This window comes from Sphingomonas sp. JUb134, from assembly GCF_004341505.2.
GTDB lineage: Bacteria > Pseudomonadota > Alphaproteobacteria > Sphingomonadales > Sphingomonadaceae > Sphingomonas.
Window position 1 is genome coordinate 1,685,914 of sequence record NZ_SLYP02000001.1, and the last position, 21,829, is coordinate 1,707,742.

Genomic DNA, 21,829 nt, shown 5'->3' on the forward strand with positions numbered 1-21,829 from the left:
TGGCAAAGGCAAGATCGGCGTGGCAGGGCGCAGATGCCTCGGAGACGTTCATGACCCCTCGACCCATCGCCGCGATCATTCTTGCCGCCGGCAAGGGCACCCGCATGCAATCCGACTTGCACAAGGTGCTTCATCCCGTCGCCGGCCGCCCCATGCTGCTGCACCTTATCGACAGCGTCGCCGCGCTGGCGCCGGACCGCAGCGTGGTGGTGGTGGGTGCCGGCCGCCAGCAGGTCGAGGCTGCCGTGGCCCCGCTCGGCATCGCCACCGCGCACCAGGCGCAACAGCTCGGCACTGGCCACGCGGTCGCCCAGGCGGAGGCTGCGCTCGACGGGTTCGATGGCGACGTGCTGGTCCTCTACGGCGACGTACCTCTGGTCTCGACCGCTACCATGCGGCGGATGCTGGATCGGCTGCACGGCGAAGATGCGCCTGCGACGGTCGTGCTCGGCTTCCGTCCCGCAGATCCGGGCGCCTACGGCCGGATCATCGCCGAGGGCGACCACATCGTGAAGATGGTCGAGTTCAAGGACGCGACTGCCGAAGAGCGCGCGCAGACCCTGTGCAATTCGGGCTTGATGGCGGTGCGCTCGTCGGATCTGTTCGCGCTGCTCGCGCGCGTGGGCAACGACAATGCCGCAGGCGAATATTACCTGCCCGACGTGGTCATGCTGGCCGCTGCCGACGGGCGTACCTCGGCGGTGATCGAGACCGATGCGGCGGAGGTGGCCGGCGTCAACAGTCGCGCCGAGCTCGCGGGGATCGAGGCTGCGTGGCAGGCGACGCGCCGCGCGCGCGCGATGGCCGAAGGGGCAACGCTGGTCGCGCCGGAGACTGTCTGGTTCGCGCACGACACGCAGATTGGCCGCGACGTCGTGATCGAGCCGAACGTCGTGTTCGGCCCCGGAGTCCGTGTCGCTGACGGGGTGACGATCCGAGCGTTCAGCCATCTGGAGGGCGCGATCGTCGGCGAGGGCGCGGAGATCGGCCCCTATGCGCGGCTGCGGCCCGGTGCGGTGCTGGAGCCGGAGGCGAAGGTCGGCAATTTCGTCGAAATGAAGAATGCGGTGCTCGGCCGCGGCGCCAAAGCCAATCACCTGACCTATCTGGGCGACGCGGAGGTCGGCGCGGGTGCAAACATCGGCGCGGGCACGATCACCTGCAACTACAACGGCTTCCTCAAGAACCGCACGCGCATCGGCGAGGGGGCGTTCGTCGGCTCCAACAGCGCGCTGGTGGCGCCGGTCACGATCGGTGCGGGTGCGATGGTGGCGGCCGGGTCGGTCATCACCCGCGACGTGGAGCCGGATGCGCTGGCGGTGGCGCGGGGAAGCCAGGAGGTGCGGTCCGGCTGGGCCGCACGGTTCCGAGAAAAGATGGCGGCACTGAAGGCCGCGGGGAAGCGATAGCATGTGCGGAATTGTGGGTATCATCGGCGGCGGCGATGTCGTGGACAGCCTGGTCGACGGGCTGCGGCGGCTCGAGTACCGCGGCTATGACTCGGCCGGGGTCTGCACCGTCCATGATGGCGTGCTCGATCGCCGCCGCGCCGAGGGCAAGCTCGCCAACCTGGTCCGCGAATTGCGCGACGCGCCGCTTCCCGGTGCCACCGGCATCGCCCACACCCGCTGGGCGACCCATGGCGCGCCGACCACCGCCAACGCGCATCCCCATGCGACGGGCGAGGTGGCGCTGGTCCACAACGGCATCATCGAGAATTTCAAGCCGCTTCGCGACGCCCTGATCGCCCGCGGGCGCGAGTTCCACAGCCAGACCGACAGTGAGGTCGTCGCCCATCTCGTGAGCGAGCGGATCGAGGCCGGCGATAGCCCGCAGGATGCGGTCAAGGCGGTGCTGCCCCAGCTCCACGGCGCCTTTGCCCTCGCGATCCTGTTCCGGCAGTTCCCGGACCTGCTGATCGGCGCGCGCCTCGGTTCGCCGCTGGTGGTCGGTTATGGCGACGGCGAGACCTATGTGGGGTCGGACGCGCTCGCGCTGGCCCCGCTCACCCAGCGCATCTCCTATCTGGAAGAGGGCGACTGGGTAGTCCTGACCCGCGAGGGCGCGCAGGTCTACGACAAGGACAACAACCCGGTGGAGCGGCCGATCACGATCAGCGGCGTCACCGGTGCGCTGATCGACAAGGGCAACCATCGCCACTTCATGCTCAAGGAGATCTATGAGCAGCCGGTGGTCGTCGCCCAGACGCTGCGATCGTACCTCCGTCCCGTCGAGGAAAAGGTCGCGCTGCCCGACATGGACTTCGACCTGTCCAGTGTCGAGCGGGTCGCGATCGTCGCCTGCGGCACGGCCTCCTATGTCGGCATGATCGGCAAATACTGGATCGAGAAGTTCGCGCGCCTGCCCGTCGAGGTCGATGTGGCGTCCGAGTTCCGGTACCGGGATCCCGTGCTGCTGCCCAACACGCTGGGGGTAGTCGTCTCGCAGTCCGGCGAGACCGCAGATACGCTGGCCGCGCTGCGCCACATGAAGGCGAACGGCGTGACCACCGCCGGCATCATCAACGTGCCGACGAGTTCCATGGCGCGCGAGGTCGACCTGCTGCTGTCGACCCATGCTGGGCCGGAGATCGGGGTGGCGTCCACCAAGGCGTTTACCTGCCAGCTGGCGGTGATGGCGGCGCTCGCGGTCAACCTCGCCTGCGCCAAGGGCAAGCTGACGCCGGAGGAAGAGCGGGAGATCGTCCGCCACCTGGTCGAAGCGCCCGCGGCCATCAACGCCGCGCTCGGCCACGACTCCGAGATCCAGCGGATGGCAGGCACCATCGCGGGCGCACGTGACGTCCTCTACCTCGGTCGCGGGCCGGATTATCCGCTCGCCCTGGAAGGCGCGCTCAAGCTCAAGGAAATCAGCTACATCCATGCCGAAGGCTATGCCTCCGGCGAGATGAAGCACGGCCCGATCGCGCTGATCGACGAGCATGTGCCGCTGATCGTGCTCGCGCCGTCGGGACCGCTGTTTGAAAAGACGGTGTCCAACATGCAGGAGGCCCAGGCCCGCGGCGCCCAGGTGGTGCTGATCTCGGACGCGGACGGTCTGGCGCTGGCCGGCGAGGATGCGGTCGCGACCATCGAGATGCCGAAGGTTCATCCGCTGATCGCACCGCTGGTCTATTCGGTGCCCGTCCAGCTGCTCGCTTATCACGTTGCAGTGGCGAAGGGGACGGACGTCGACCAGCCGCGCAACCTCGCCAAGTCCGTCACGGTCGAATAGCTTCAGGGCGGTCGCCGCAGAAAAAAACCAATCCGGCGCGACGTTTACCTCGCTGTAACGCGCCGCCCGTTAAGCTTCCGTCCATTTGGTGAGGGAGTCGGGCCGCGGTGCGGGTACTGATTGTAGACGACGAACCGGCGATGCACGAGTCCTACCGGCATGCGTTCCGCAGGCCGGAGGGCGAACGCTCTCTGTCGGCCATGGCGGCCGAGCTCTTTGAGGAAGGTGACGCCGGGGCTGCGCCTCTGGAGCCGGCTGCGGAACTCGAACTCGTGCATGTTTCCCAGGGGCTGGAGGCAGTCGCTGCGGTCGAAGAGGCCGTACGCGCCGGTCGGCCGTTCGCCGTGGCGTTCATCGACGTCCGCATGCCGCCCGGCATCGACGGCAAGGAGACGGCGCAGCGGATCCGCGCCATCGATCCGGACGTAAACCTGGTGATCGTCACCGGCTTCTCGGACTTCGCGCCGGCCGAGATTTTCCGCGCCGCCGGTCCGGCCGACAAGATCTTCTACATCGCCAAGCCGTTCGAGGCGGTCGAGGTGGTGCAGACCGCAACCGCGCTCGCGCACCGCTGGCAGCTGGACCGCGAGCTCGCGGCTACGCGCGCGGCGCTGGCGGAAAAGGTCGTGCAACTCAAGGAACAGGCGCGGGAGCTCGCCGCGAACGAGAGCAAGGCGGCTCATATCGCCAGCCACGATCCCCTGACCGAAGCGCCCAACCGGCTCGCCTTCCTGCGCGCGCTCAGCGAACGCGTGCATGTGCCGGGTTGCTTCGCCGTGGCAATGCTCGACATCGACCGGTTCAAGACGATCAACGACACCTTCGGCCATTTCGCCGGCGATGAAGTGATCCGCACCGTTTGCAACTTCCTTTCCGAGCAGATCGGCGAGGAGGGCTTGGTTGCCCGGCTGGCCGGTGACGAATTCGGGTTGATGATGTCCGTGTCCGGTGAGGACGAGGCGGTGATGCGCTGCGAGCGGCTGCTGCGCGCCTGCTCGGGCACGCTCAGCATCTTCGGCCAATCGGTGCAGAACACCGCCTCGATCGGCCTCGTGGTGGCCGACGCGGATCATGAGCGCGACTCGGTCGACATCATGCGCCGTGCAGACCTGGCGCTGAACGAGGCGAAGCGCGCAGGGCGGAACCTGGTCCGGGTGTTCGACGAGAGCATGGACGAGTCGGTCCGCTTCCGCCGCCAGATCGAGACCGGGCTCGGCCAGGCGATGGCCAACGGCGAATTGTCGCTCGTCTATCAGCCGATCTTTGCCCGCGGCGGATTGGAAGTGGTCGCGTTCGAGGCGTTGCTCCGCTGGTGCAGCCCCGAGCATGGCATGATCTCTCCGGGTATGTTCATCCCGGTGGCCGAGGAGAGCGGCCTGATCCACGACCTCGGCGACTGGGTCGTGGAGGAGGCGCTGGAGGCGGCGAAGCGCTGGCCCGGACAGTTCGTTTCGGTGAACTTCTCCCCGCGCCAGTTCCGCCGGCAGAATTTCGTCGCGCAGCTGGTGGCGCAGGTCCAGCGGGCCGGCGTTTCCCCGAACCAGCTGCAGATCGAGATCACCGAGACGGCACTTGCCGAAAACGCCGAGCGTGCCGCCGACACCCTCTACCGATTGCGGCAGATGGGCTTTCGCGTCGCGATCGACGATTTCGGTACCGGCTACTCCAGCCTGTACAACATCCGCACCTTCGCGCTCGATACGCTGAAGATCGACAGCAGCTTCGTGGACGGCATGGGCCGCGAGCGCGAATCCGCCGCGATCGTGCACTCGATCATCCACCTGGGCCGCGCGCTGGGGCTGGAGGTCGTGGCTGAGGGCGTCGAGAACGAGACGCAGCTCCAGGCGCTGCGCCTGGCAGGCTGTTCTCAGGTCCAGGGCTATTACCTCTCTCCGCCGCTGGTCGCCGATGATGCCGTGCGGCTGGCGGAGGGCGGCAGCGTGCTCGAACCGCAGACGCCCTGCGCACCGGAGGCGCAGGTGCCGGGTACCGGCACCACCGGCTGATGCCTCGGCGCCGGCGTGCGCGTCAGAGCTGGCGCCGCCACCTGCGTAGGGCGGGCCCGACGTCCCTGTCCGGCAAGCTCGTGTGGATCCTCACCGGCATCGGTGTGGCGGGCACGCTCGGCATCGCCCTGATGCTGACGCTGGTGCTCACCCCCGGCTTTCGTCAGTTGGAGGATCAGGCGATCCAGCGTGAGACGGAGCGCGCCGCCGCCGTGCTGGACACGCTGCGCCTGCAGGTCGAGGCGGCTGCCCGGACGGTCGGTGAGACCGGTGGCGCCCAGAAACCGGCAGTGCGGCTGGTGGAGGAAAGCCGGCGTGCCCGGCTGCTCGTGCCGGATGATCCCCTCGACGCCCAGCGTACGGCCGAGGCCTTGCGCGGCATCGATCCGGTTGCAGCCCTGTCGGACGCGGACGCCGGCAGCTTCTTCGTCTCCAACGGCGGCACGCTGAGCGCCGTCGGCATCGCCCGCGTGCTCGTCCCCTCGGCTATCGTCCCCACCTATGTCGCGGTTGCCGAGCCCGTGCACCGCGCGCAAATCCAGCAGCGCCTCCAGCGCGCGGTCCGGCTCGTGCCGATGGGTGCCGCCACTCCGCGGGTGGACCGACACCGCGATGGTCTCGACCTTCGCGTGCCGGTCCCCGGCTGGGACGGCCGCCCCGCCGCGGGCGTTGCCTTCTCCATCGACCGGAACCTCTGGGGACTCGGCAGCAAGCTGCTGATGTACGCCGCCGCGGGCGTCACCGCGCTGATGCTCCTGCTCCTCATCATGCTCCGGCGCATCTTCCACCGGTTGGTGCTGCAACGGCTGCATTCGGTCGAGCGGCACATGCATCAGATCGGCGACTCCGGCTCGATGGCGACGCTTCCGGATCCGGTCACCCGGGATGAAATCGGCTCGCTCGTGGCCAGCTTCAATGCGATGCTCGGCCAACTCGCGAGCCTCCGCGAGCAGCTGGAAGTGCAGTCCTTCCGTCTCGGCCGGACCGAAAGTGCGGAAGCCGCGATGCACAACGTCCGCAACGCGCTGAACCCGATCAGCACCATCCTGTCGAAGGGGCTCACCCACGCGCTGCCCGTCGATCCGGCCACGATCGATCGCGCGCTGAACGAGCTTGGAGAGCCGGGGATCGAGCCCGAGCGCCAGGCGAAGCTCGCTGCGTTCCTGCGCGCTGCGCTCGACGCCGAGCGGAGCGCGCGCGCGGAGCGGCTCTCGCAGCTCGAAATGGGGCGCGACGCGCTGCAGAATGTGCTGGAGATCATCGGCAGCGGCTCCCAACGGGATCAGGGTCGGCTCCCGCTGGAGATCTGCGACGTCACGCAGTTGATCGCCCGCAACGGCGCGATCGCGCGCTATTCGCGCGAGTTGTCCATCGCCACCGTGTTTCCGTCCAAGTCCTGCCTGGTGCGCGCGAACCGCGTGATCCTGAGCCAGGTCATCGGGAACCTCTTCTCCAATGCGGCGGAGTCGATCGCAGCCGCAGGAACGCCCGGCGCAAGCATCCGCGTGTCCATCACCGAACGGGAGGGCCGCGTAGAGGTGGTCATCCGCGACAATGGCGAGGGCTTCGACCCCGCGGATGCACCGGCGTTGTTCCAGCGCGGCTTCTCGACCCGCAAGAACCGCTCCGGCGGCCTCGGGCTGCACTGGTGCGCGACGTCGATGATGGCGATGGGCGGTGCGCTTCGGCTGGAGAGCGAGGGCTGGGGGAAGGGAGCGCGCGCGGTGCTGACGCTCCAGCGGGCGCAGGCGCCGGCCCAAGCGCCGGAAATCGCCGCCTGAAGAGCGCGGCGCCTGTCGCCTCCTTCCAGACTTTGGTAGGGGGCCGACGAGACGGAATGCCGCATCCGCGCGATGCGGTCGCGCGCCGCCGAGGCGGCGGGCGCATCGAAGAGAGGATGCACGGTGACGGCGATTTCCAAAGCAGGCTGGGCGGCGCTTGCGCTGTTGGCGGCGGCCGCGCTCGGCGTGGTCGCCTTTTCCCGCGGTGAGGCGGTCAACGCGCTGTGGATCGTCGTCGCTGCGGTCGCGATCTACCTGATCGCCTACCGCTTCTACGCGCTCTACATCGCCCGCCATGTGATGCGGCTCGATCCCGCGCGCGCGACGCCTGCGGTCCGGCGCGCGGACGGGCTCGACTATGTCGCCACCGATCGCAACGTGCTGTTCGGCCACCATTTTGCGGCGATCGCCGGGGCGGGGCCGCTGGTGGGTCCGGTGCTCGCGGCGCAGATGGGCTACCTCCCCGGCACCCTGTGGATCCTGGCAGGCGTCGTGCTCGCGGGCGCGGTGCAGGACTTCATGGTGCTGTTCATCTCGATGCGGCGCGACGGCAAGTCGCTGGGCGAGCTGATCCGCATCGAAATGGGCCCGGTACCCGGCACCATCGCGCTGTTCGGCGCCTTCATGATCATGGTGATCATCCTCGCGGTGCTGGCGCTCATCGTGGTGCGCGCGCTCGCGGACAGCCCCTGGGGCATGTTCACGGTAGCGGCCACGGTGCCGCTCGCGATCCTGATGGGCATCTACACGCGCTGGCTGCGGCCGGGAAAGATCGGCGAGGTCTCGATCCTCGGCTTCGTCGGCCTGATCCTCGCGATCGTCTATGGCGGGCAGGTGGCGGCGTCGCCCACCTTCGGGCCGCTGTTCACCTTCTCGGCGGTCGAGCTGTGCTGGATCCTGATCGGCTATGGCGCGGTAGCCTCCGTGCTGCCGGTGTGGCTGCTGCTGGCGCCCCGCGATTATCTCTCCACCTTCCTCAAGATCGGCGCGATCGCCGCGCTGGCGATCGGCATCGCGATCATGGCGCCGCCGCTGCGCATGCCCGCGGTGACCCAGTTCATCGACGGCAGCGGCCCGGTCTGGTCCGGCGCGCTGTTCCCGTTCCTGTTCATCACCATCGCCTGCGGCGCGGTCTCGGGCTTCCATGCGCTGATCGCAAGCGGGACCACCCCCAAGCTGATCGCCAGCGAGGGAGACGCCCCCTTCATCGGCTATGGCGCGATGCTGATGGAGAGCTTCGTCGCGATCATGGCGCTGGTCGGTGCCTCGATCCTCGATCCTGGCGTCTACTTCGCCATGAACAGCCCGGCAGCGGTGCTGGGCACCGACGTCCATTCCGCGGCCACGGCCGTCACGGCGATGGGCTTCCCGGTCACGGCCGAGACGCTCGCCCAGACCGCCAGCGACGTCGGCGAGACCACGATCGTCTCGCGCTCTGGCGGGGCGCCCACGCTGGCGGTCGCGATGGCGCACATCTTCAGCCATGTCGTGGGCGGCAAGGCGATGATGGCCTTCTGGTACCACTTCGCCATCCTGTTCGAAGCGCTGTTCATCCTGACTGCGGTGGACGCGGGCACGCGCGCGGGCCGCTTCATGCTCCAGGACCTGATCGGTCTGGTCGTCCCACGCTTCCGGGAGGCGTCGGAGATCGTGCCGGGCGTGGTCGCGACCGCGCTGTGCGTCGCCGCCTGGGGCTTCTTCCTCTACCAGGGCGTCACCGATCCGCTCGGGGGCGTGAACACGCTGTGGCCGCTGTTCGGCATCTCCAACCAGATGCTGGCGGCCGTGGCGCTGGTGCTGGCGACGGTCGTGCTGTTCCGCATGAAGCAGCAGCGCTTCGCCTGGGTGACGATGGTGCCGGCCGCCTGGCTGCTGGTCTGCACGGGCAGCGCGGGCTTGTTGAAGCTCTTCTCGGCCGATCCGAAGGTCGGGTTCCTGGCGCACGCGGCGCGGTACGGGGACGCGCTCACCAGCGGCCAGGTGCTGGCGCCCGCCAAGGACCTCGCCGAAATGCGCCGCATCGTGTTCAACGATCGCATCGATGCAGGGCTGTGCGCGATCTTCCTCGCGGTGGTATTCTCGATCGTCTTCTACGGCATCCGCACCTGCCTCCAGGCGCGGCGGATCCCCCGGCCGAGTGTGACGGAGATCCCGCCGACGCTGGCGCGGGTGGAGGCGGCGGAATGAGCCGGCTCGCCGCCCTTGCGGCACGCGTGCGGGAAACGGCCCACCTGATGGTCGGCATGCCCTCCTATGCTGCCTATCGCCTGCACATGGAGCAGCATCACCCCGAGAGGCCCACCATGAGCGAGGCGGAGTTCTTCCGCGACCGGCAGCAGGCCCGCTACGGTGGCAAGAACGGTGGCCGCTGCTGCTGACCGGCAGAACTAGCTCCGAGCGAACAGATGACCGTCAAACGGCTTGAGCCGGCCAGCCGAGCGTGTAGGGCCGCACGCCCATGTCGCACGCACGCCCTACCGCCCTCGGCCTAGATTTCGGCACCACCAACTCCGTTGCGGCCGTGGCCCGGGACGGCGCGGCCGACCTCGTCCTGCTGGACGCACCCGACGGCCCGGATGCGGTGTTCCGATCCGCGCTCTGCTTCTGGCAGGACGACGCGGTGCCCGGCGGCGTCGCATCCGAGGCTGGCCCTTGGGCAATCGCCGAGTATCTCGAATATCCGGAGGGCAGCCGTTTCCTCCAGTCGTTCAAGTCGGTCGCGGCGAGCAGCGCCTTTGAACAGGCGACCGTCTTCGATCGGCGCTACCGCTTCGAGGACCTGGGCCGTCTGTTCCTCGACAAGCTCGCCGCACGGGCCGGCGGCGCGCTTGGCGGCATCGGCCGGGTCATCGTGGGAAGGCCGGTGGAATATGCTGGCCATAGGCCCGACGAAGCCCTGGCGCGCACCCGCTATGACGCGATGTTCGCCGCGCTGGGGGCGGAGATCCACTATGTCTACGAACCTGTCGGCGCGGCGTTCAGCTACGCGGCGCGCATCGAGGATCCGGCCACCATCCTGGTGGCCGATTTCGGCGGCGGCACCAGCGACTTCTCCGTCGTCCGCATCGCGGCACCGGGCGCCGAGCGCCGGTGCGAGCCGCTCGGCCATGCCGGTGTCGGCATCGCCGGCGATCGCTTCGACTATCGCATTCTCGACCATCTCGTCCTGCCGCTCTTGGGCAAGGGCAGCAGCTATCGCTCGTTCGACAAGGTGCTGGAGATCCCGCGCGGCTATTTCACCGACTTCGCCGATTGGTCGCGGCTCGCGCTGATGCGCAACCGCCGCACGCTCGCCGAACTCGACAAGCTGCGCCGAAGCGCGCTCGATCCGGATGCGGTCGGGCGCATGATGGCGGTGATCGAGGAGGAGCAGGGCTTCCGCCTCTACGACGCCGTCGGCCGGGTGAAGCGCGACCTCTCTGCAGCGGAGAGTGCCAGCTTCCGGTTCGCCGGCGGCGGGCTGTCGATCGAGGCGGAGGTCACGCGCGCGCAGTTCGAGGCGTGGATCGCGCCCGACGTCGCTCGCATCGAGGCGGCCGTCGACGCGGCCCTGGCAGCGGCCGCCGTGCCACCGACCGCGATCGACCGCGTGTTCCTGACCGGCGGCACCTCGCTCACGCCCCGCATCCGGCGGCTCTTCACCGAGCGGTTCGGCGAGGAGAAGATCGCCAGTGGCGGCGAACTGACCTCCATCGCGCACGGCCTGGCATTGATCGGCGAGCAGGAGGATGTCGCTGCCTGGGCAGTCTGAGGCGTCATCGCTGTAGAAGATGCGGGCAGAGTAGTTATGCTCCCCCCCGGGGGCGGTCGTGACGGGTGCTGCGGTCCGCGTCGGGGGAATGGGCGATGGATCGAGGGACCGGCACTTCGCGACCGCTGGAGACGGCCGAGCGGCACCAGCCGAGCTTCTCGCTCGGCAATCGGCTGTCGCGGGTGGGGTGGGGGATCTGCTGGCTGATCCTTGCCCGATGGACGCCGCCGCCGCTCCATCGGTGGCGTTGCATGTTGTTGCGCCTCTGGGGCGCGGAGATCGGCCGCGGCGCACGCATCTATGGCTCGGTCCGGATCTGGCACCCCGCGAACCTCGAGGTCGGCGACGGTTCGGTGCTCGGCCCCAGGGTCCGCTGCTACAACCAGGGGCGCATCACCATCGGGCGGTCGGTGGTCATCTCTCAGGACGCGAGCCTCTGCGCCAGCACGCATGACGTGGTCGATCCCGTGTTCCCGGTCCGCCTGCGGCCGATCCGGATCGAGGATCACGCCTGGGTCGCAGCGGAAGCCTTCGTCGGGCCGGGCGTTCGGGTGGGGACGGGGGCCGTGCTCGGCGCGCGGGGCGTGGCGATGCGCGATCTCGCGCCATGGACCTTCTTCTCCGGCAACCCGGCCCAACCGCTGAAGCCTCGACCGCAGCTTCCATAATAACCAGAGCGGTACATTTCTTCTTTCCTACACGAGTGATTCCGGATCACACCTGCCGCGGATTTTCACCCTCGGGAGGCTCCGCATGTCTTCTTCCATCCCCATCGACGTACCCGCGCCGTTCGTCCCGGCCGTCGGACTATCGTTCGGCCAGCCGGGAGCCGACGCCGTGTTCGTGGACGCCGCCAATCCGATGCCCGTGCGGCTGGCGCGCGGCCGGGCTGCCGCATCGCCGTTGGCGGGGACCGCGTCCACGTCCGGCCGGGTCGGGCCGTTCGTGCCGGAACTCGATCGCCCGATCCACCTCACCCTGTCCGGCAACTGGTCCGGCAGGGTGCGCGTGCTGCGGTCCGTCGACGGCGGTGCCACGCTCGATCCGCTGACGCTTGCCGGCGAGTCGTGGGGCCTGTTCACGACCAACGCCAATGAGCCGGTCGCGGAGGAGAGCGTCGCCGGCACGAGCTATTATCTCGAGCTTTCGTTGCTCAGCGGCGCGGTCACCTATCGGGTGGCGCAATGAGCGCGGACCTGCTGGCGCGCGGGATCGGCGCCCGCGCGCATGCCGTCGCCCGGCGCAGCGCGCGTGAAACCGCGATGCGGGCTGCTGCGGCCATCCCCCTCGGTACGCTCCCCTGCTTCACCGTGGCGGCAAGCCCGCCGCTCATCACCGCGACGGACGCTGCCGCAAGCACCATCTCCGCCGCCGTCCGGGTGACGGCGACCAACGCCTGCTTCCGCGTGACCGGCACGCCGATCGTGCCAGTGGCGGCCGATCCCTCCACCTATGGCGCCTCGGACGGAGCAGGAGGCACCGGCTTCACACGCCCGATCCAGTGGGAGTGGATGAGCGACGCTGCGCAAGTCGAACTGCTCGTGTTGAAGCACAATGCGTTGTTCGATCTCTTCGTCGACGGCCAGCTGGTCCAGGATGGCGCGTTCGCCACGCCCGCGACGGGGGATCGGCGGCTGGTGAAGCTCGACTGGAGTGCCACCGGCGATCCCCGCCGCCCGCGGCACTACCGGCTGGCTGGGATCAACCTGCTGTTCGGTGGCCTCTATCTCGACGCTGCCGGCAGCGCTTGGTTCCCTGGCGACTCGGCGCGACGCGGGCTCATCGCCATCCTCGGCGACAGCTATAGCCAGGGCACCGGCGCGCCCTCGGTGGCGCGGACCTGGGCGGCTGCTGCCGCCGCTCAGCTCCAGATGGATGCGTGGAGCGACGGCGTGGGCGGCGCCGGGTGGAACAGCGGGGGCGCGAATGTCCCGGCCTTGCGGGTGGCGAAGGGCGTCGCCGCCCTCACTCGGGCACCCGATCTGCTGGTGACCGCCATGGGCTACAACGACTTCGCCGCGGATGCGCCCGCTCTGGTCAGCCTGCGCACGCGCTATGACGCATGTCTGGCCGCGATGCGGTCGGCATGGCCGGCTGCCCGCGTGGTGACGCTCGGGCCCTGGACACCGCTCGGCCCCACGACGGCGCTGGGGCGGGTGAAGGCGGCGCTGATCGAGGCAGCGGCCGCCCACGGAGCGGCGTTTCTGGATATCGAGAACTTCGTCGGCGTCGGCAACCGCAGCATCTACACCGCGGCGGACAACGTCCATCCGACCGCAGCCGGCCACCTCTACCTCGGGCGCCGCATCGGGCAGGCGATCGCGGAGGCGCTGGCGTAGCCGGCTAGAGGGGGACGCCCGCCGGTCGGCCCCACGCGGGCCGGCAGGCAGGCGCCGCTTCCGTCGCAGCGCCGCTCTCGACGGCACGGGCCGGACGAGCCGCAGCCCGGCAGGCGACGATGAAGTAGTAGGTAAGCAGGGAGGACTCGATCGACAGGAAGCTGCCGGAAATCGCGGTGGACAGCAGCAGGTGGAGCAGCGCCGCGGCCGCCTCGCGTCGTCCGGAGAACACAAGCGCCGCAACTCCGACGAACGCGGCGGCGAGTGCAGCGACGCCCAGCACGCCGAAGTAGAGCAGGACTTCGTAGATGCCGTTGGTGATCTTCGCCTCACCGGTGCGCTCGGCATAGCCGGTGGCGTCCGCCACCAGTTCGGCCGCACCGATCGCGACGCCTGCGGGATTGGCGGCGAGCGTCTCCACCACCGGCGTGAGCGGCGCCACGGTGCGGCGATAGGTAGATGCCTCCGCCTGGACCGCCGCGTCGTTGCGCAGGCGCTGCTCGATCGCGCCACCCTGCACCCCCGCCACCAGCACGGCGAGCAACGCCAGCACAAGCGCGCCGCGCCGCGAGCGGCCGAGCAGGATCGTGCCGATGGCGGCGGCCAGCACCAGCAGGCCGAGGGACTGGGTCAGCAGGAGGGCGGCGAGCAGCACCCCCGCCGGGCGCAGCGCGCGCCGGTGCTGGAGGAAGTCGATGAAGGCGAGCGTCCCCAGCACCCGGCCGCACATCGACGGTTCGTAATAGAGGCCGATCGCCCGCACGTCCCATCCGGGCTCCATTCGGAGATAGCCGTGCACCAGGTCGATACCCAGCAGGGGCGCGACAAGTTCGAACCCCACCAGGCTTCCGGCCAATCCTGCCATGAGCCACTGGGCACCCGCTACCACGAGGATCATCGACGCGAGAGCGAAGGGCGCCGGCAGTTGCAGCGGCCGGTTGCTGAGGAATGCCAGGCCGATCAGCACCACGGATGCAGCCCACAGGGCATAGGATTGCAGGAATGCCTCGGGAGCGGGGAGCAGCGCCGCCTCCGCCAGCGACGCGCCGAGGAACAGCAAAAGCGGCCACAGCAGCAGGGCTGCGGCGATGGCCAGGGGCGCCAGCGACAGGCGAACCTCGCGTAGGGAGACCAGCAGCACGACCGCCGCCGCGAGCCCGCCCAGAGTGACGGCGTAGCTCCCGACTTCCCCAACCCGCACATAGAGGCCCAGCACGCTCGCCCCCGCCAGCAGCCGGAGCGGCACGCGTTCCCGCGGATGCAGGCGCAGCATCAGCGTGCCGATCCACGCGGCGCGATGCTGGTGAGCAGCGTGAACACCGCCGAATGGAGCGCACGCCGTCCGGCGCTCACCGCCACCTTCCATCGCGGCAGGCGCAGCACCGCACGCTGGATGGCAGCCGCTTCGCGGATCAACGGCCGCTTGTTGCTGGACATGGCGCCGCGCTCGAACCGGTTCACCCCGATCGTCTCGGCGAAGCTCTCCATCCGCGCGCCCGCCACCGCCATGCGCGTCAGTGCATCATAGTCGCCGCACACCCGGTATTGCTCGCTGAACGGGTGGCGAAGGTGCAGCGTGCGCCGGACGAAGGTCGCCTGGTGCAACCCGGGCTGGCCGTGCCACAGATACCGCGGCGGCTTGGCCGGTCGCGCGAGGACGCGCGCGCCGAATTCCATCTGCGACCCGAAGAAGGCAATGTCGGGGGCACCCGACGCTGCCATCGCCGCCGTTGCGCGAGCGAGCGCGTCAGGACCGATCAACCGGTCACCCGCATTGAGGAACAGCACATGCTCGCCGCGGGCAAGCCGCAGCCCCTTGTTCATGGCGTCGTAGATGCCGCCATCCGGCTCCGATCCACCCCGCGCGACGCCCTGATCCAAGAGCGCCTCCACCAGCGGCCGGGTTGCGTCCGTCGACGCGCCATCCACCACGATCCACTCGAAGTGCCGCAGGCGCTGATCGCCGAGCGAGCGTCGGGTCCGCTCCAGTCCCGCCCGGTCATTGCGCACGATCGTGATGATCGACAGCGGGACGCTCATGCCGCGGCCTGCGTGCCGGCAGGCCGAAGCGCACGTGCGTACACGCCCATATAGGCGTCGAGCATCGCGGCTCCCGACCAGATCTGCCGCGCCCGCCGTGCCAGTTCGGCAGGGGAAATGCCGTCATAGAGCGTCGCCTCACGGCCGGAGCGGACCAGCGCCAGCGCTTCGGCTGCGGACTGTACGCAGCGGCCACCGACCAGCGCGAGCATCTCGCGGGCCGCGCTGGAGGGATAGGCGAGCACATAGCAGCCTGCGCTCAGCGCCTCGATGATGGTGAGCGGGGCGTTGTCCATGCGGGAGGGAAACAGCAGCCCGCGCGCGCCTCCAAAGAGCGTCGCCAGCGCCGCTCGGGAGCGGACCTCGCCATGCTCGACGGCAGCGGTGTCGCGAAACGGGTTGCCGCGGCCGACGAGGCCGACCGTGACGCCGGGCTCCCCCGCCAGCGCACGGACGAGCCCGGGGTCGATCTTGCCCGGCGCGGCGAGATCCGATGCGCAGAACAGGTGTCCGCACCGGTCCGTTGTCGGGAGGACAGGGCCCAGCGCCGCTTCGAAATCCCGGTCGAGCGCGTTCGGTACGCAGACCACCTCCAGTTCTGGAAAGATGCGGGCGTGGTCCTGCTCGAGGTGGCGGGAAGGGCAGACGATCGTCAGGCGATCGCCGAGCATCCGCAGCGCTTGGTGCCGCGCCCGGCGGGTTGCCGCGGACCGGTCCAGGAGGCTCGGCAGGTCCTCGAAGCGCCGCTTCCCGCACTCGCCGCAGCGTCGCTCCCAGCCGGAACAGTCACGCACGAAGCCGCAGCGACCGGTCAGCAGCCACCAATCGTGGGCGGTGATCACCACCGGCTTGCCGCTATCCCGCAGCATCCGCGCTAGACCGGCCCATCGGACGTACCAATGATGTACCGCGTGCAGGTGGATCACGTCCGCTTCGTTGACGGCGTGCCGAATCGCCGCGACTCCGGCTGTCGCGATCTCCCGGCCGCCCAGCAGATGCGCTGCGAAGTTCGCGAGCACGACGGGCCGGGAGCCGATCATCTCAATCTCGGGATCGGCCAATGCCTGCGGGTCCGGCGCGATCCCCGACCCGTAACCGTAGAGCAGGCGCGGTTGGTGCCCGGCACCGCGTAGCCGCTGGTGCAGATCATAGGCTACGCGTCCGGCGCCGCCCTGGGTGGCGCGGATGTTGAGGGCCAGGATTCGCAAGGAAGGAAAAGCCGCGCTGCCGCGCATCAGCCTTGCCCTCCCCGCGGGCCGGAGACTGCGCGCAGCGCGAGTGCCGGCGTCCGCTTCAGCGCCCGCTCGGTCGGGCATCGGAGCAGCGAGCGGAGCATGTAGGGGAGCGCCGCGCGCGTGCGTTCGAAGCGGCTTTCGATCTCCGCGAGCGTCCACAGATGCTCTGCTGCGACATAGCGCTGCTCCGCCTCGCTCGACGCCATCGCTGCCGCGCGGCGATGGACCAGCGCATGCCCCGTCTCGACGGCCCGCGCGGAAGTCGTGATGCGGGCGTGCGGCCCCACGTCGAGGAGGGTGAGCGGTTCGGGGAGGAAGGCGAAGCGGCCGCGCCGGCTCAGCCGCAACCAGAGCTCCCAATCCTGGCAGCTCGGCAGTTCGGGATCGAAGCCGCCCACCGCGCGAAAGGCCTCGGCTTGGACGCAGACGCTTGAGCAACTGCCCACGAAGTTCCAGCCAGCGATTGCCACGCGCAGCGGCCACCGCTCGGGCGGCGCACGTCCTACCGTGCCCCGGCCCGTGCCCGCGCCGGACCGCGTGAGCCGGGCGCGGTTGTAGGACAGCACGGTAGCCGGGGAGGCGAGCGCGGCGCAGTGGCTCGCCAGCCGATGCGGCAGCCACCAATCGTCGGAATCCAAAAAGGCGAGTATATCCCCCGACGCCTGCCGCGCCGCGAGATTGCGCGCAGCCGCTCCGCCGGCGCTCCGCTCCTGGCGCAGCAGCCGCGCGTCCGGCGTGGCTGCGACGAACGCGGCGATCCGCCCCGCTTCCTCGGGGGAGGAGCCATCGTCCACGACTAGGATCTCCTGCGGGGGATCGGTCTGGGCCGTCACGCTGGCAAGCGCGCGGGCGAGCTTGTCGGCGCGATCGCGGGTAGGGACGATAACGGAGATGCGCGTGCCGCTCATGCTGCGGGCGCTCCGATGGAGGGGAAGGGTCGGGGCAGGTGAATGTGCGCACCACGGCGCGCGACCGTGGCGACCAGCACCGCGATGCCCAGCGCCTGCCCCAGCAGCGATGCGTGGAGCACTGCCGCAAGAGGAGCACTGCCGGCCCGGGTGAGGATCGTTGCGACAACTGCGGTGACGCAGAGCGCGATGCCGCCGCTCAGGCACCGCTGCCGCAGCCAGTCCCCGCCCAGGGCTGCGATCGAGCAGTGGCTGTAGGCGGCGACACAGGCGGTGACCGCGGCAAGCGGGACCAACTGGGGCCTTAGCGAAAGCGCCAGTTGCACCAGCGTTAGCTCGCCGATCTGCGGCACCATTGCCGCGACGGGTGCAAGCAGGAGCAATCCCGCAGCGTTGAGCGCGAAGACCAGCACTCCGGAAGCGAGTGCCGGACGCAGGTCGAACGTCCGCCGGCTCCCGCTGTCATAGTAGCGTTTGAGCCGGGTGGTGACGGTTACCGACAGGAGGGCGACCTCCAGCCCCAGGATGCGCTGATACAGCGCCACCTGAGGTGTCGCAGTGCCGTTCCCCAGGCTCGCCACGATCAGGATCGGCGCGTTGAAGGTTGCAGTCGCGACGAACGTCTCGATTCCGACCAGGCTCGATCGGCGGAGTAGGATCGCCAGGCCTGCCGCCACCTGGCGGACCCGCGCGCGCGCCAGCATCGCCGCCCCCTTCGCCCAGCTCGCCCCCGTCCGGGCGGTCGCGATCGACAGCAGGAACCCCACGAAGGTGGCGAGCAGGTACAGCAGCAGCGCCCCCTCGACGTCCACCCGCACGGCTCCCGCAAGCGACAGCGCCACGCCCACGCAGAAGAACAGCGCCGGCGCTGTTTCGACGAGGATCGCGGCGGCGACGCGTTCCTGCAGCAGCAACAGGTGACGGTTGAGGTAGGCCAGCTGGAACAGGAGGTTCGCCGCGAAACCCAGCAGGAGCGCCGCCGTCGACACCTCTGCTCGCCAGCCGTGCACCAGTAGCAACGGCAGCAGCAATGCCGTCGTGGCAAGCCGGAAGCCAAGGCTCCAGAACACCAGCACTCGTGTCGCTCGGCCGCGATGAGCCAGCCGGAACTGGTACCGGCCGATCCCGAAGTCGGCTGCTTGTGCCGCGATGCTGGCGATCGACAGCACCAGCGAGTAGCTGCCGAAGCCCTGAACCCCCATGGCCTGGGTGATCAGCACCAGCGCTGCCGCCTGCGCGGCAAGCCCCAGCCCCTTGATCGCAAAGCTGGCCACAGCCCCGGCTGCCCGCCCGCTCATGCGGCAACCGCCTCCACCTGCGCGACGAAGCCGGCCAGGATCGCCCGGCGGCTCCAGCGTGCCTCGGCCCGCCTGCGAGCCGCGATCCCCATGGCCGCCGACCTGGGACCATCGTCGATCAGCGTGGCGATCGCCTCGGCCATGGCGGCGGGGTCGCCCGGCGGCGTTACCAGCCCGCATCCCTCCACCTCGCGCGCGAGGCCCGATCCGGCGGCTGCGGTAGCCACGACAGGGTGCCCGCTCGCGAGCATGTTCGCGAGCTTGGATGGCAGCACCAGATCGGCCGCTCCGGCGGCCTGCGGCAGCAGGTGCACGCTCGCCAGACCCAGCAGCGCACCCATCCGCTCGGCGGGTTGGAGGGGATGAAACTGGATGTTGGTGAGGGCCGCGGCCCGTGCTTCCAGCATGGCTCGGTTCGGCCCCTCGCCGCAGATGACGAAGACGATGTCCTCGCGATGGGCGAGCCGGTGCGCCGCCTCGACCAGGATCTCGATGCCCTGCTTGTTGGCGATGTTGCCGGAATAGAGCGCGACGTGCCGGTTCCCCAGACCCCATTCGCTGCGGTATCCGGATGGCACGTCCAATGGCGCGATCGTATCCAGCTCCGCCCAGTTGCGGAACTCGACCACACGCTCGGCCGGAACGCCCTTCTGCTCCAGGCGGCGGCACATCTGCGGCGAGATGCTGCTGACAGTCTGGGCGGATCTCAGTGCCATTGCCTCGAAGGCGTGTGCCAGTCGCGCAAGTGGACCCGCGCCCTCCAGCAGGCCCGTCGCAAATGCTGCCTCCACTTCGAAATCCTGGACGTGGATCCACAGCGGCGCGCCCGCGATCCGCGCCGCCAGCTTGGCGACGGGAACGGACAAAAGGCAGGGCGCCACCGTCAGTACCAGCTGCGGTCGAAAGCGGGCTGCCGCTGCCAGCATCGGGGGCAGGGCCGCGAGCGCAAAGCTCAGGTGATGCGCCACCCGGCGGGCGCCTGATGGTTGCCTGGGCACATACAAGGGGCAGCGCCAGATCGTCGTCGTGCCGCGCGTTTCGCGGCTGTAGAGCGTGCGCGAACATCCCGGGGCGAGTGCCCAGCCGGGATAATAGGGCTTGGCAGTGACCAGCTGCACCTCGTGGCCCGCCGCTGCCAGGGTCGCAACGGCTCCTGCCGTATAGGGCCCAATTCCAACGGGTTCCGGCGCATGGTTGATGCCCAGGATCAGGATGCGCATGGCCGTACCTGCTGCTGATAATGGGCGTACACCTGGGCGATTCCGTCGCGCAGCCCGATGCGAGGCTGCCAACCGGTGGCCCGTAGGCGGCGGCTGTCGAGCAACTTGTGCGGTGTGCCGTCGGGCCTCGTCCGGTCGCAGCGGATGCCGCCTGCGAATTCCACCACCTCCGCCACCAGGCGGGCCAGGTCGAGGATGGAGATATCCTCGCCGGAACCGATGTTTACATGGTACTCTTGCGAGTAGATGTGCATCAGGTGCACGCACGCATCGGCAAGATCGTCCACGTGCAGGAACTCGCGACGAGGCGTGCCGCTGCCCCAAATCTCCAGCGCGTCGGCACCGCTCAGCTTTGCGGCATGCGCCTTCCGGATCAGGGCCGGAAGGACGTGGCTCGTCTCCAGGTCGAAGTTGTCGCCCGGGCCGTAGAGGTTGGTGGGCATGACCGAGATGAAGTCGCAGCCGTGCTGGCGACGATAGGCCTGGCAGAGCTTGATGCCCGCGATCTTGGCTACCGCGTACCATTGGTTGGTCGGCTCCAGCGGCCCGGTGAGCAGCGCTTCCTCCGGGATCGGCTGGTCGGCGAACTTCGGGTAGATGCAGCTGGACCCCAGCAGCATCAGCTTGCCGACGCCCGTGCGGTACGCCGCCTCCACCACGTTCGCCTCGATCAGCAGGTTGTCGTACAGGAAGTCCGCCGGCGCGCGATCGTTGGCGAGGATGCCGCCGACCTTGGCCGCCGCAAGGAAGATGGCATCGGGACGATGGGCCGCCATCCACCCCTCCACGGCACCCTGCCGCCGGAGGTCGAGTTCGGCACGCCCGGCGGTGAGGATCGTGCAGGCTTCGCGCCCGAGCCGCCGGACCAGCGCGGAGCCGACCATGCCGCGATGCCCTGCGACCCACACGCGCTTGCCGGCGAGGGGGAAGCCGTCACTCGGCACTGCACCGCTGCTCCCGTGCGACGGCGATCAGGTCTTCGCGCACCATTTCGGCGCACAGGGCATCCCACTTGGTGCCGTGCTCCCAGCCCAGACGCTCGCGTGCCTTGCTCGGGTCGCCGATCAGCAGGTCCACTTCGGTCGGCCGGAAGTAGCGCGGGTCGACCTCCACCAACGTCTGGCCGGTACGCGCGCAGACGCCGGTCTCGGCCACGCCGGATCCGCGCCATTCGAGCGGGAGCTCGACGAGCTCGAATGCCTTGGCGACGAAGTCACGCACCAGCGTGGTTTCGCCGGTCGCCAGGACGTAATCGTCCGCCCAGTCCTGCTGCAGCATCATCCACATGCCGCGGACATATTCGCGGGCATGGCCCCAATCGCGCCGCGCATCGAGGTTGCCGAGGTAGAGCTTGTCCTGGAGCCCCAGCTTGATGGCAGCGGCCGCTCGGGTGATCTTGCGGGTGACGAAGGTCTCGCCGCGCAACGGGCTCTCATGGTTGAAGAGGATCCCGTTGGAGGCATGCACACCGTAAGCCTCGCGGTAGTTCACGACCATCCAGTAGGCGTAAAGCTTGGCGGCGGCATACGGGCTGCGCGGGTAGAAGGGTGTGGTCTCGCGCTGCGGTACTTCCTGCACCAGCCCGTAAAGCTCCGAGGTGGACGCCTGATAGAAGCGCGTCCTGTCCCCCAGCTTGAGCAGCCGGATCGCCTCCAGCAGCCGGAGCGTGCCGACTGCATCGGCATTGGCGGTATATTCCGGCGTCTCGAAGCTTACCGCGACATGGCTCTGCGCGGCGAGGTTGTAGATCTCGTCCGGCTGCGTCTCCTGCACCACCCGGATCAGGTTGGTGCTGTCGGTCATGTCGCCATAGTGGAGGATGAAGCGGGGCTCCTCGACATGCGGATCCTGGTAGAGATGCTCGATCCGCGACGTGTTGAAGGAGGAGGATCGCCGCTTGATCCCGTGCACGGTGTAGCCTTTGGACAGCAGCAGCTCGGACAGATAGGCGCCGTCCTGGCCGGTGATGCCGGTGATCAATGCGGTCTTGCCGGTGCTCACGGTTCGTTCTCCCCCT

The 21,829-nt window shown here is 69.2% G+C and carries 18 protein-coding genes; 10 read left to right on the forward strand and 8 right to left on the reverse strand.

Going from position 1 to position 21,829, the window contains the following annotated elements; translation table 11 throughout:
- The first annotated feature begins 50 nt into the window (after window positions 1-50).
- From glmU to EDF69_RS08140, 10 genes are all read left to right on the forward strand, one after another.
- Window positions 51-1,409 carry a bifunctional UDP-N-acetylglucosamine diphosphorylase/glucosamine-1-phosphate N-acetyltransferase GlmU gene (gene glmU, locus EDF69_RS08095; protein WP_132882738.1) on the forward strand — a complete coding sequence of 453 codons (1,359 nt, stop codon included), beginning with the start codon at window positions 51-53 and terminating at the stop codon, window positions 1,407-1,409.
- Window position 1,410: 1 nt separating this feature from the next.
- On the forward strand, window positions 1,411-3,234 hold the full coding sequence (glmS, locus tag EDF69_RS08100) for a glutamine--fructose-6-phosphate transaminase (isomerizing) (RefSeq protein ID WP_132882739.1): 1,824 nt from the start codon (window positions 1,411-1,413) through the stop codon (window positions 3,232-3,234).
- 140 nt (window positions 3,235-3,374) lie between these two features.
- The gene (locus tag EDF69_RS08105; protein WP_132882740.1) at window positions 3,375-5,240 is read left to right on the forward strand and encodes a putative bifunctional diguanylate cyclase/phosphodiesterase; all 1,866 of its coding nucleotides are present in this window, start codon (window positions 3,375-3,377) and stop codon (window positions 5,238-5,240) included.
- Between the two features lie 80 nt (window positions 5,241-5,320).
- Window positions 5,321-7,021 carry an ATP-binding protein gene (locus tag EDF69_RS08110; protein WP_132882741.1) on the forward strand — a complete coding sequence of 567 codons (1,701 nt, stop codon included), beginning with the start codon at window positions 5,321-5,323 and terminating at the stop codon, window positions 7,019-7,021.
- Window positions 7,022-7,153: 132 nt separating this feature from the next.
- Entirely contained in the window at window positions 7,154-9,208 is a 2,055-nt protein-coding gene (locus tag EDF69_RS08115; RefSeq protein ID WP_425336671.1) for a carbon starvation CstA family protein, read from the forward strand.
- A complete protein-coding gene (locus EDF69_RS08120; protein ID WP_132882743.1) occupies window positions 9,205-9,399 on the forward strand; it encodes a YbdD/YjiX family protein in 195 nt (64 codons plus the stop codon). Before EDF69_RS08115 ends, EDF69_RS08120 begins: the two co-directional genes overlap by 4 nt.
- A gap of 80 nt (window positions 9,400-9,479) precedes the next feature.
- The gene (locus tag EDF69_RS08125; protein WP_132882745.1) at window positions 9,480-10,772 is read left to right on the forward strand and encodes an Hsp70 family protein; all 1,293 of its coding nucleotides are present in this window, start codon (window positions 9,480-9,482) and stop codon (window positions 10,770-10,772) included.
- A 95-nt stretch (window positions 10,773-10,867) separates the two neighbouring features.
- The gene (locus EDF69_RS08130) at window positions 10,868-11,440 is read left to right on the forward strand and encodes a putative colanic acid biosynthesis acetyltransferase (protein ID WP_132882747.1); all 573 of its coding nucleotides are present in this window, start codon (window positions 10,868-10,870) and stop codon (window positions 11,438-11,440) included.
- Between the two features lie 85 nt (window positions 11,441-11,525).
- Window positions 11,526-11,960, forward strand: coding sequence for a hypothetical protein (locus EDF69_RS08135; protein WP_132882749.1), 435 nt, complete (start codon window positions 11,526-11,528; stop codon window positions 11,958-11,960).
- Window positions 11,957-13,111, forward strand: coding sequence for an SGNH/GDSL hydrolase family protein (locus EDF69_RS08140; protein ID WP_132882750.1), 1,155 nt, complete (start codon window positions 11,957-11,959; stop codon window positions 13,109-13,111). Before EDF69_RS08135 ends, EDF69_RS08140 begins: the two co-directional genes overlap by 4 nt.
- A 4-nt stretch (window positions 13,112-13,115) precedes the next feature.
- Here EDF69_RS08140 and EDF69_RS08145 read toward each other — a convergent pair whose 3' ends face one another.
- Genes EDF69_RS08145 through gmd form a run of 8 tightly spaced genes read right to left on the reverse strand, consistent with a single transcriptional unit; the run spans window position 13,116 to window position 21,813 of the window.
- On the reverse strand, window positions 13,116-14,384 hold the full coding sequence (locus tag EDF69_RS08145) for a hypothetical protein (RefSeq protein ID WP_132882751.1): 1,269 nt from the start codon (window positions 14,382-14,384) through the stop codon (window positions 13,116-13,118).
- The gene (locus tag EDF69_RS08150; RefSeq protein WP_132882752.1) at window positions 14,384-15,151 is read right to left on the reverse strand and encodes a glycosyltransferase; all 768 of its coding nucleotides are present in this window, start codon (window positions 15,149-15,151) and stop codon (window positions 14,384-14,386) included. Before EDF69_RS08150 ends, EDF69_RS08145 begins: the two co-directional genes overlap by 1 nt.
- Entirely contained in the window at window positions 15,148-16,359 is a 1,212-nt protein-coding gene (locus EDF69_RS08155; RefSeq protein WP_165889992.1) for a glycosyltransferase, read from the reverse strand. Before EDF69_RS08155 ends, EDF69_RS08150 begins: the two co-directional genes overlap by 4 nt.
- Window positions 16,360-16,385: 26 nt before the next feature.
- Window positions 16,386-17,294: a glycosyltransferase family 2 protein gene (locus EDF69_RS08160; protein WP_132882754.1), complete on the reverse strand. Its 909-nt coding sequence runs from the start codon at window positions 17,292-17,294 to the stop codon at window positions 16,386-16,388.
- Window positions 17,291-18,592: a hypothetical protein gene (locus tag EDF69_RS08165; protein WP_132882755.1), complete on the reverse strand. Its 1,302-nt coding sequence runs from the start codon at window positions 18,590-18,592 to the stop codon at window positions 17,291-17,293. Before EDF69_RS08165 ends, EDF69_RS08160 begins: the two co-directional genes overlap by 4 nt.
- The gene (locus EDF69_RS08170) at window positions 18,589-19,812 is read right to left on the reverse strand and encodes a WcaI family glycosyltransferase (protein WP_132882756.1); all 1,224 of its coding nucleotides are present in this window, start codon (window positions 19,810-19,812) and stop codon (window positions 18,589-18,591) included. Before EDF69_RS08170 ends, EDF69_RS08165 begins: the two co-directional genes overlap by 4 nt.
- Window positions 19,800-20,756: a GDP-L-fucose synthase gene (fcl, locus tag EDF69_RS08175; protein WP_132882757.1), complete on the reverse strand. Its 957-nt coding sequence runs from the start codon at window positions 20,754-20,756 to the stop codon at window positions 19,800-19,802. The genes EDF69_RS08170 and fcl overlap by 13 nt, the downstream gene beginning before the upstream one ends.
- The gene (gene gmd, locus EDF69_RS08180) at window positions 20,746-21,813 is read right to left on the reverse strand and encodes a GDP-mannose 4,6-dehydratase (RefSeq protein WP_132882759.1); all 1,068 of its coding nucleotides are present in this window, start codon (window positions 21,811-21,813) and stop codon (window positions 20,746-20,748) included. The genes fcl and gmd overlap by 11 nt, the downstream gene beginning before the upstream one ends.
- Window positions 21,814-21,829 lie beyond the last annotated feature (16 nt).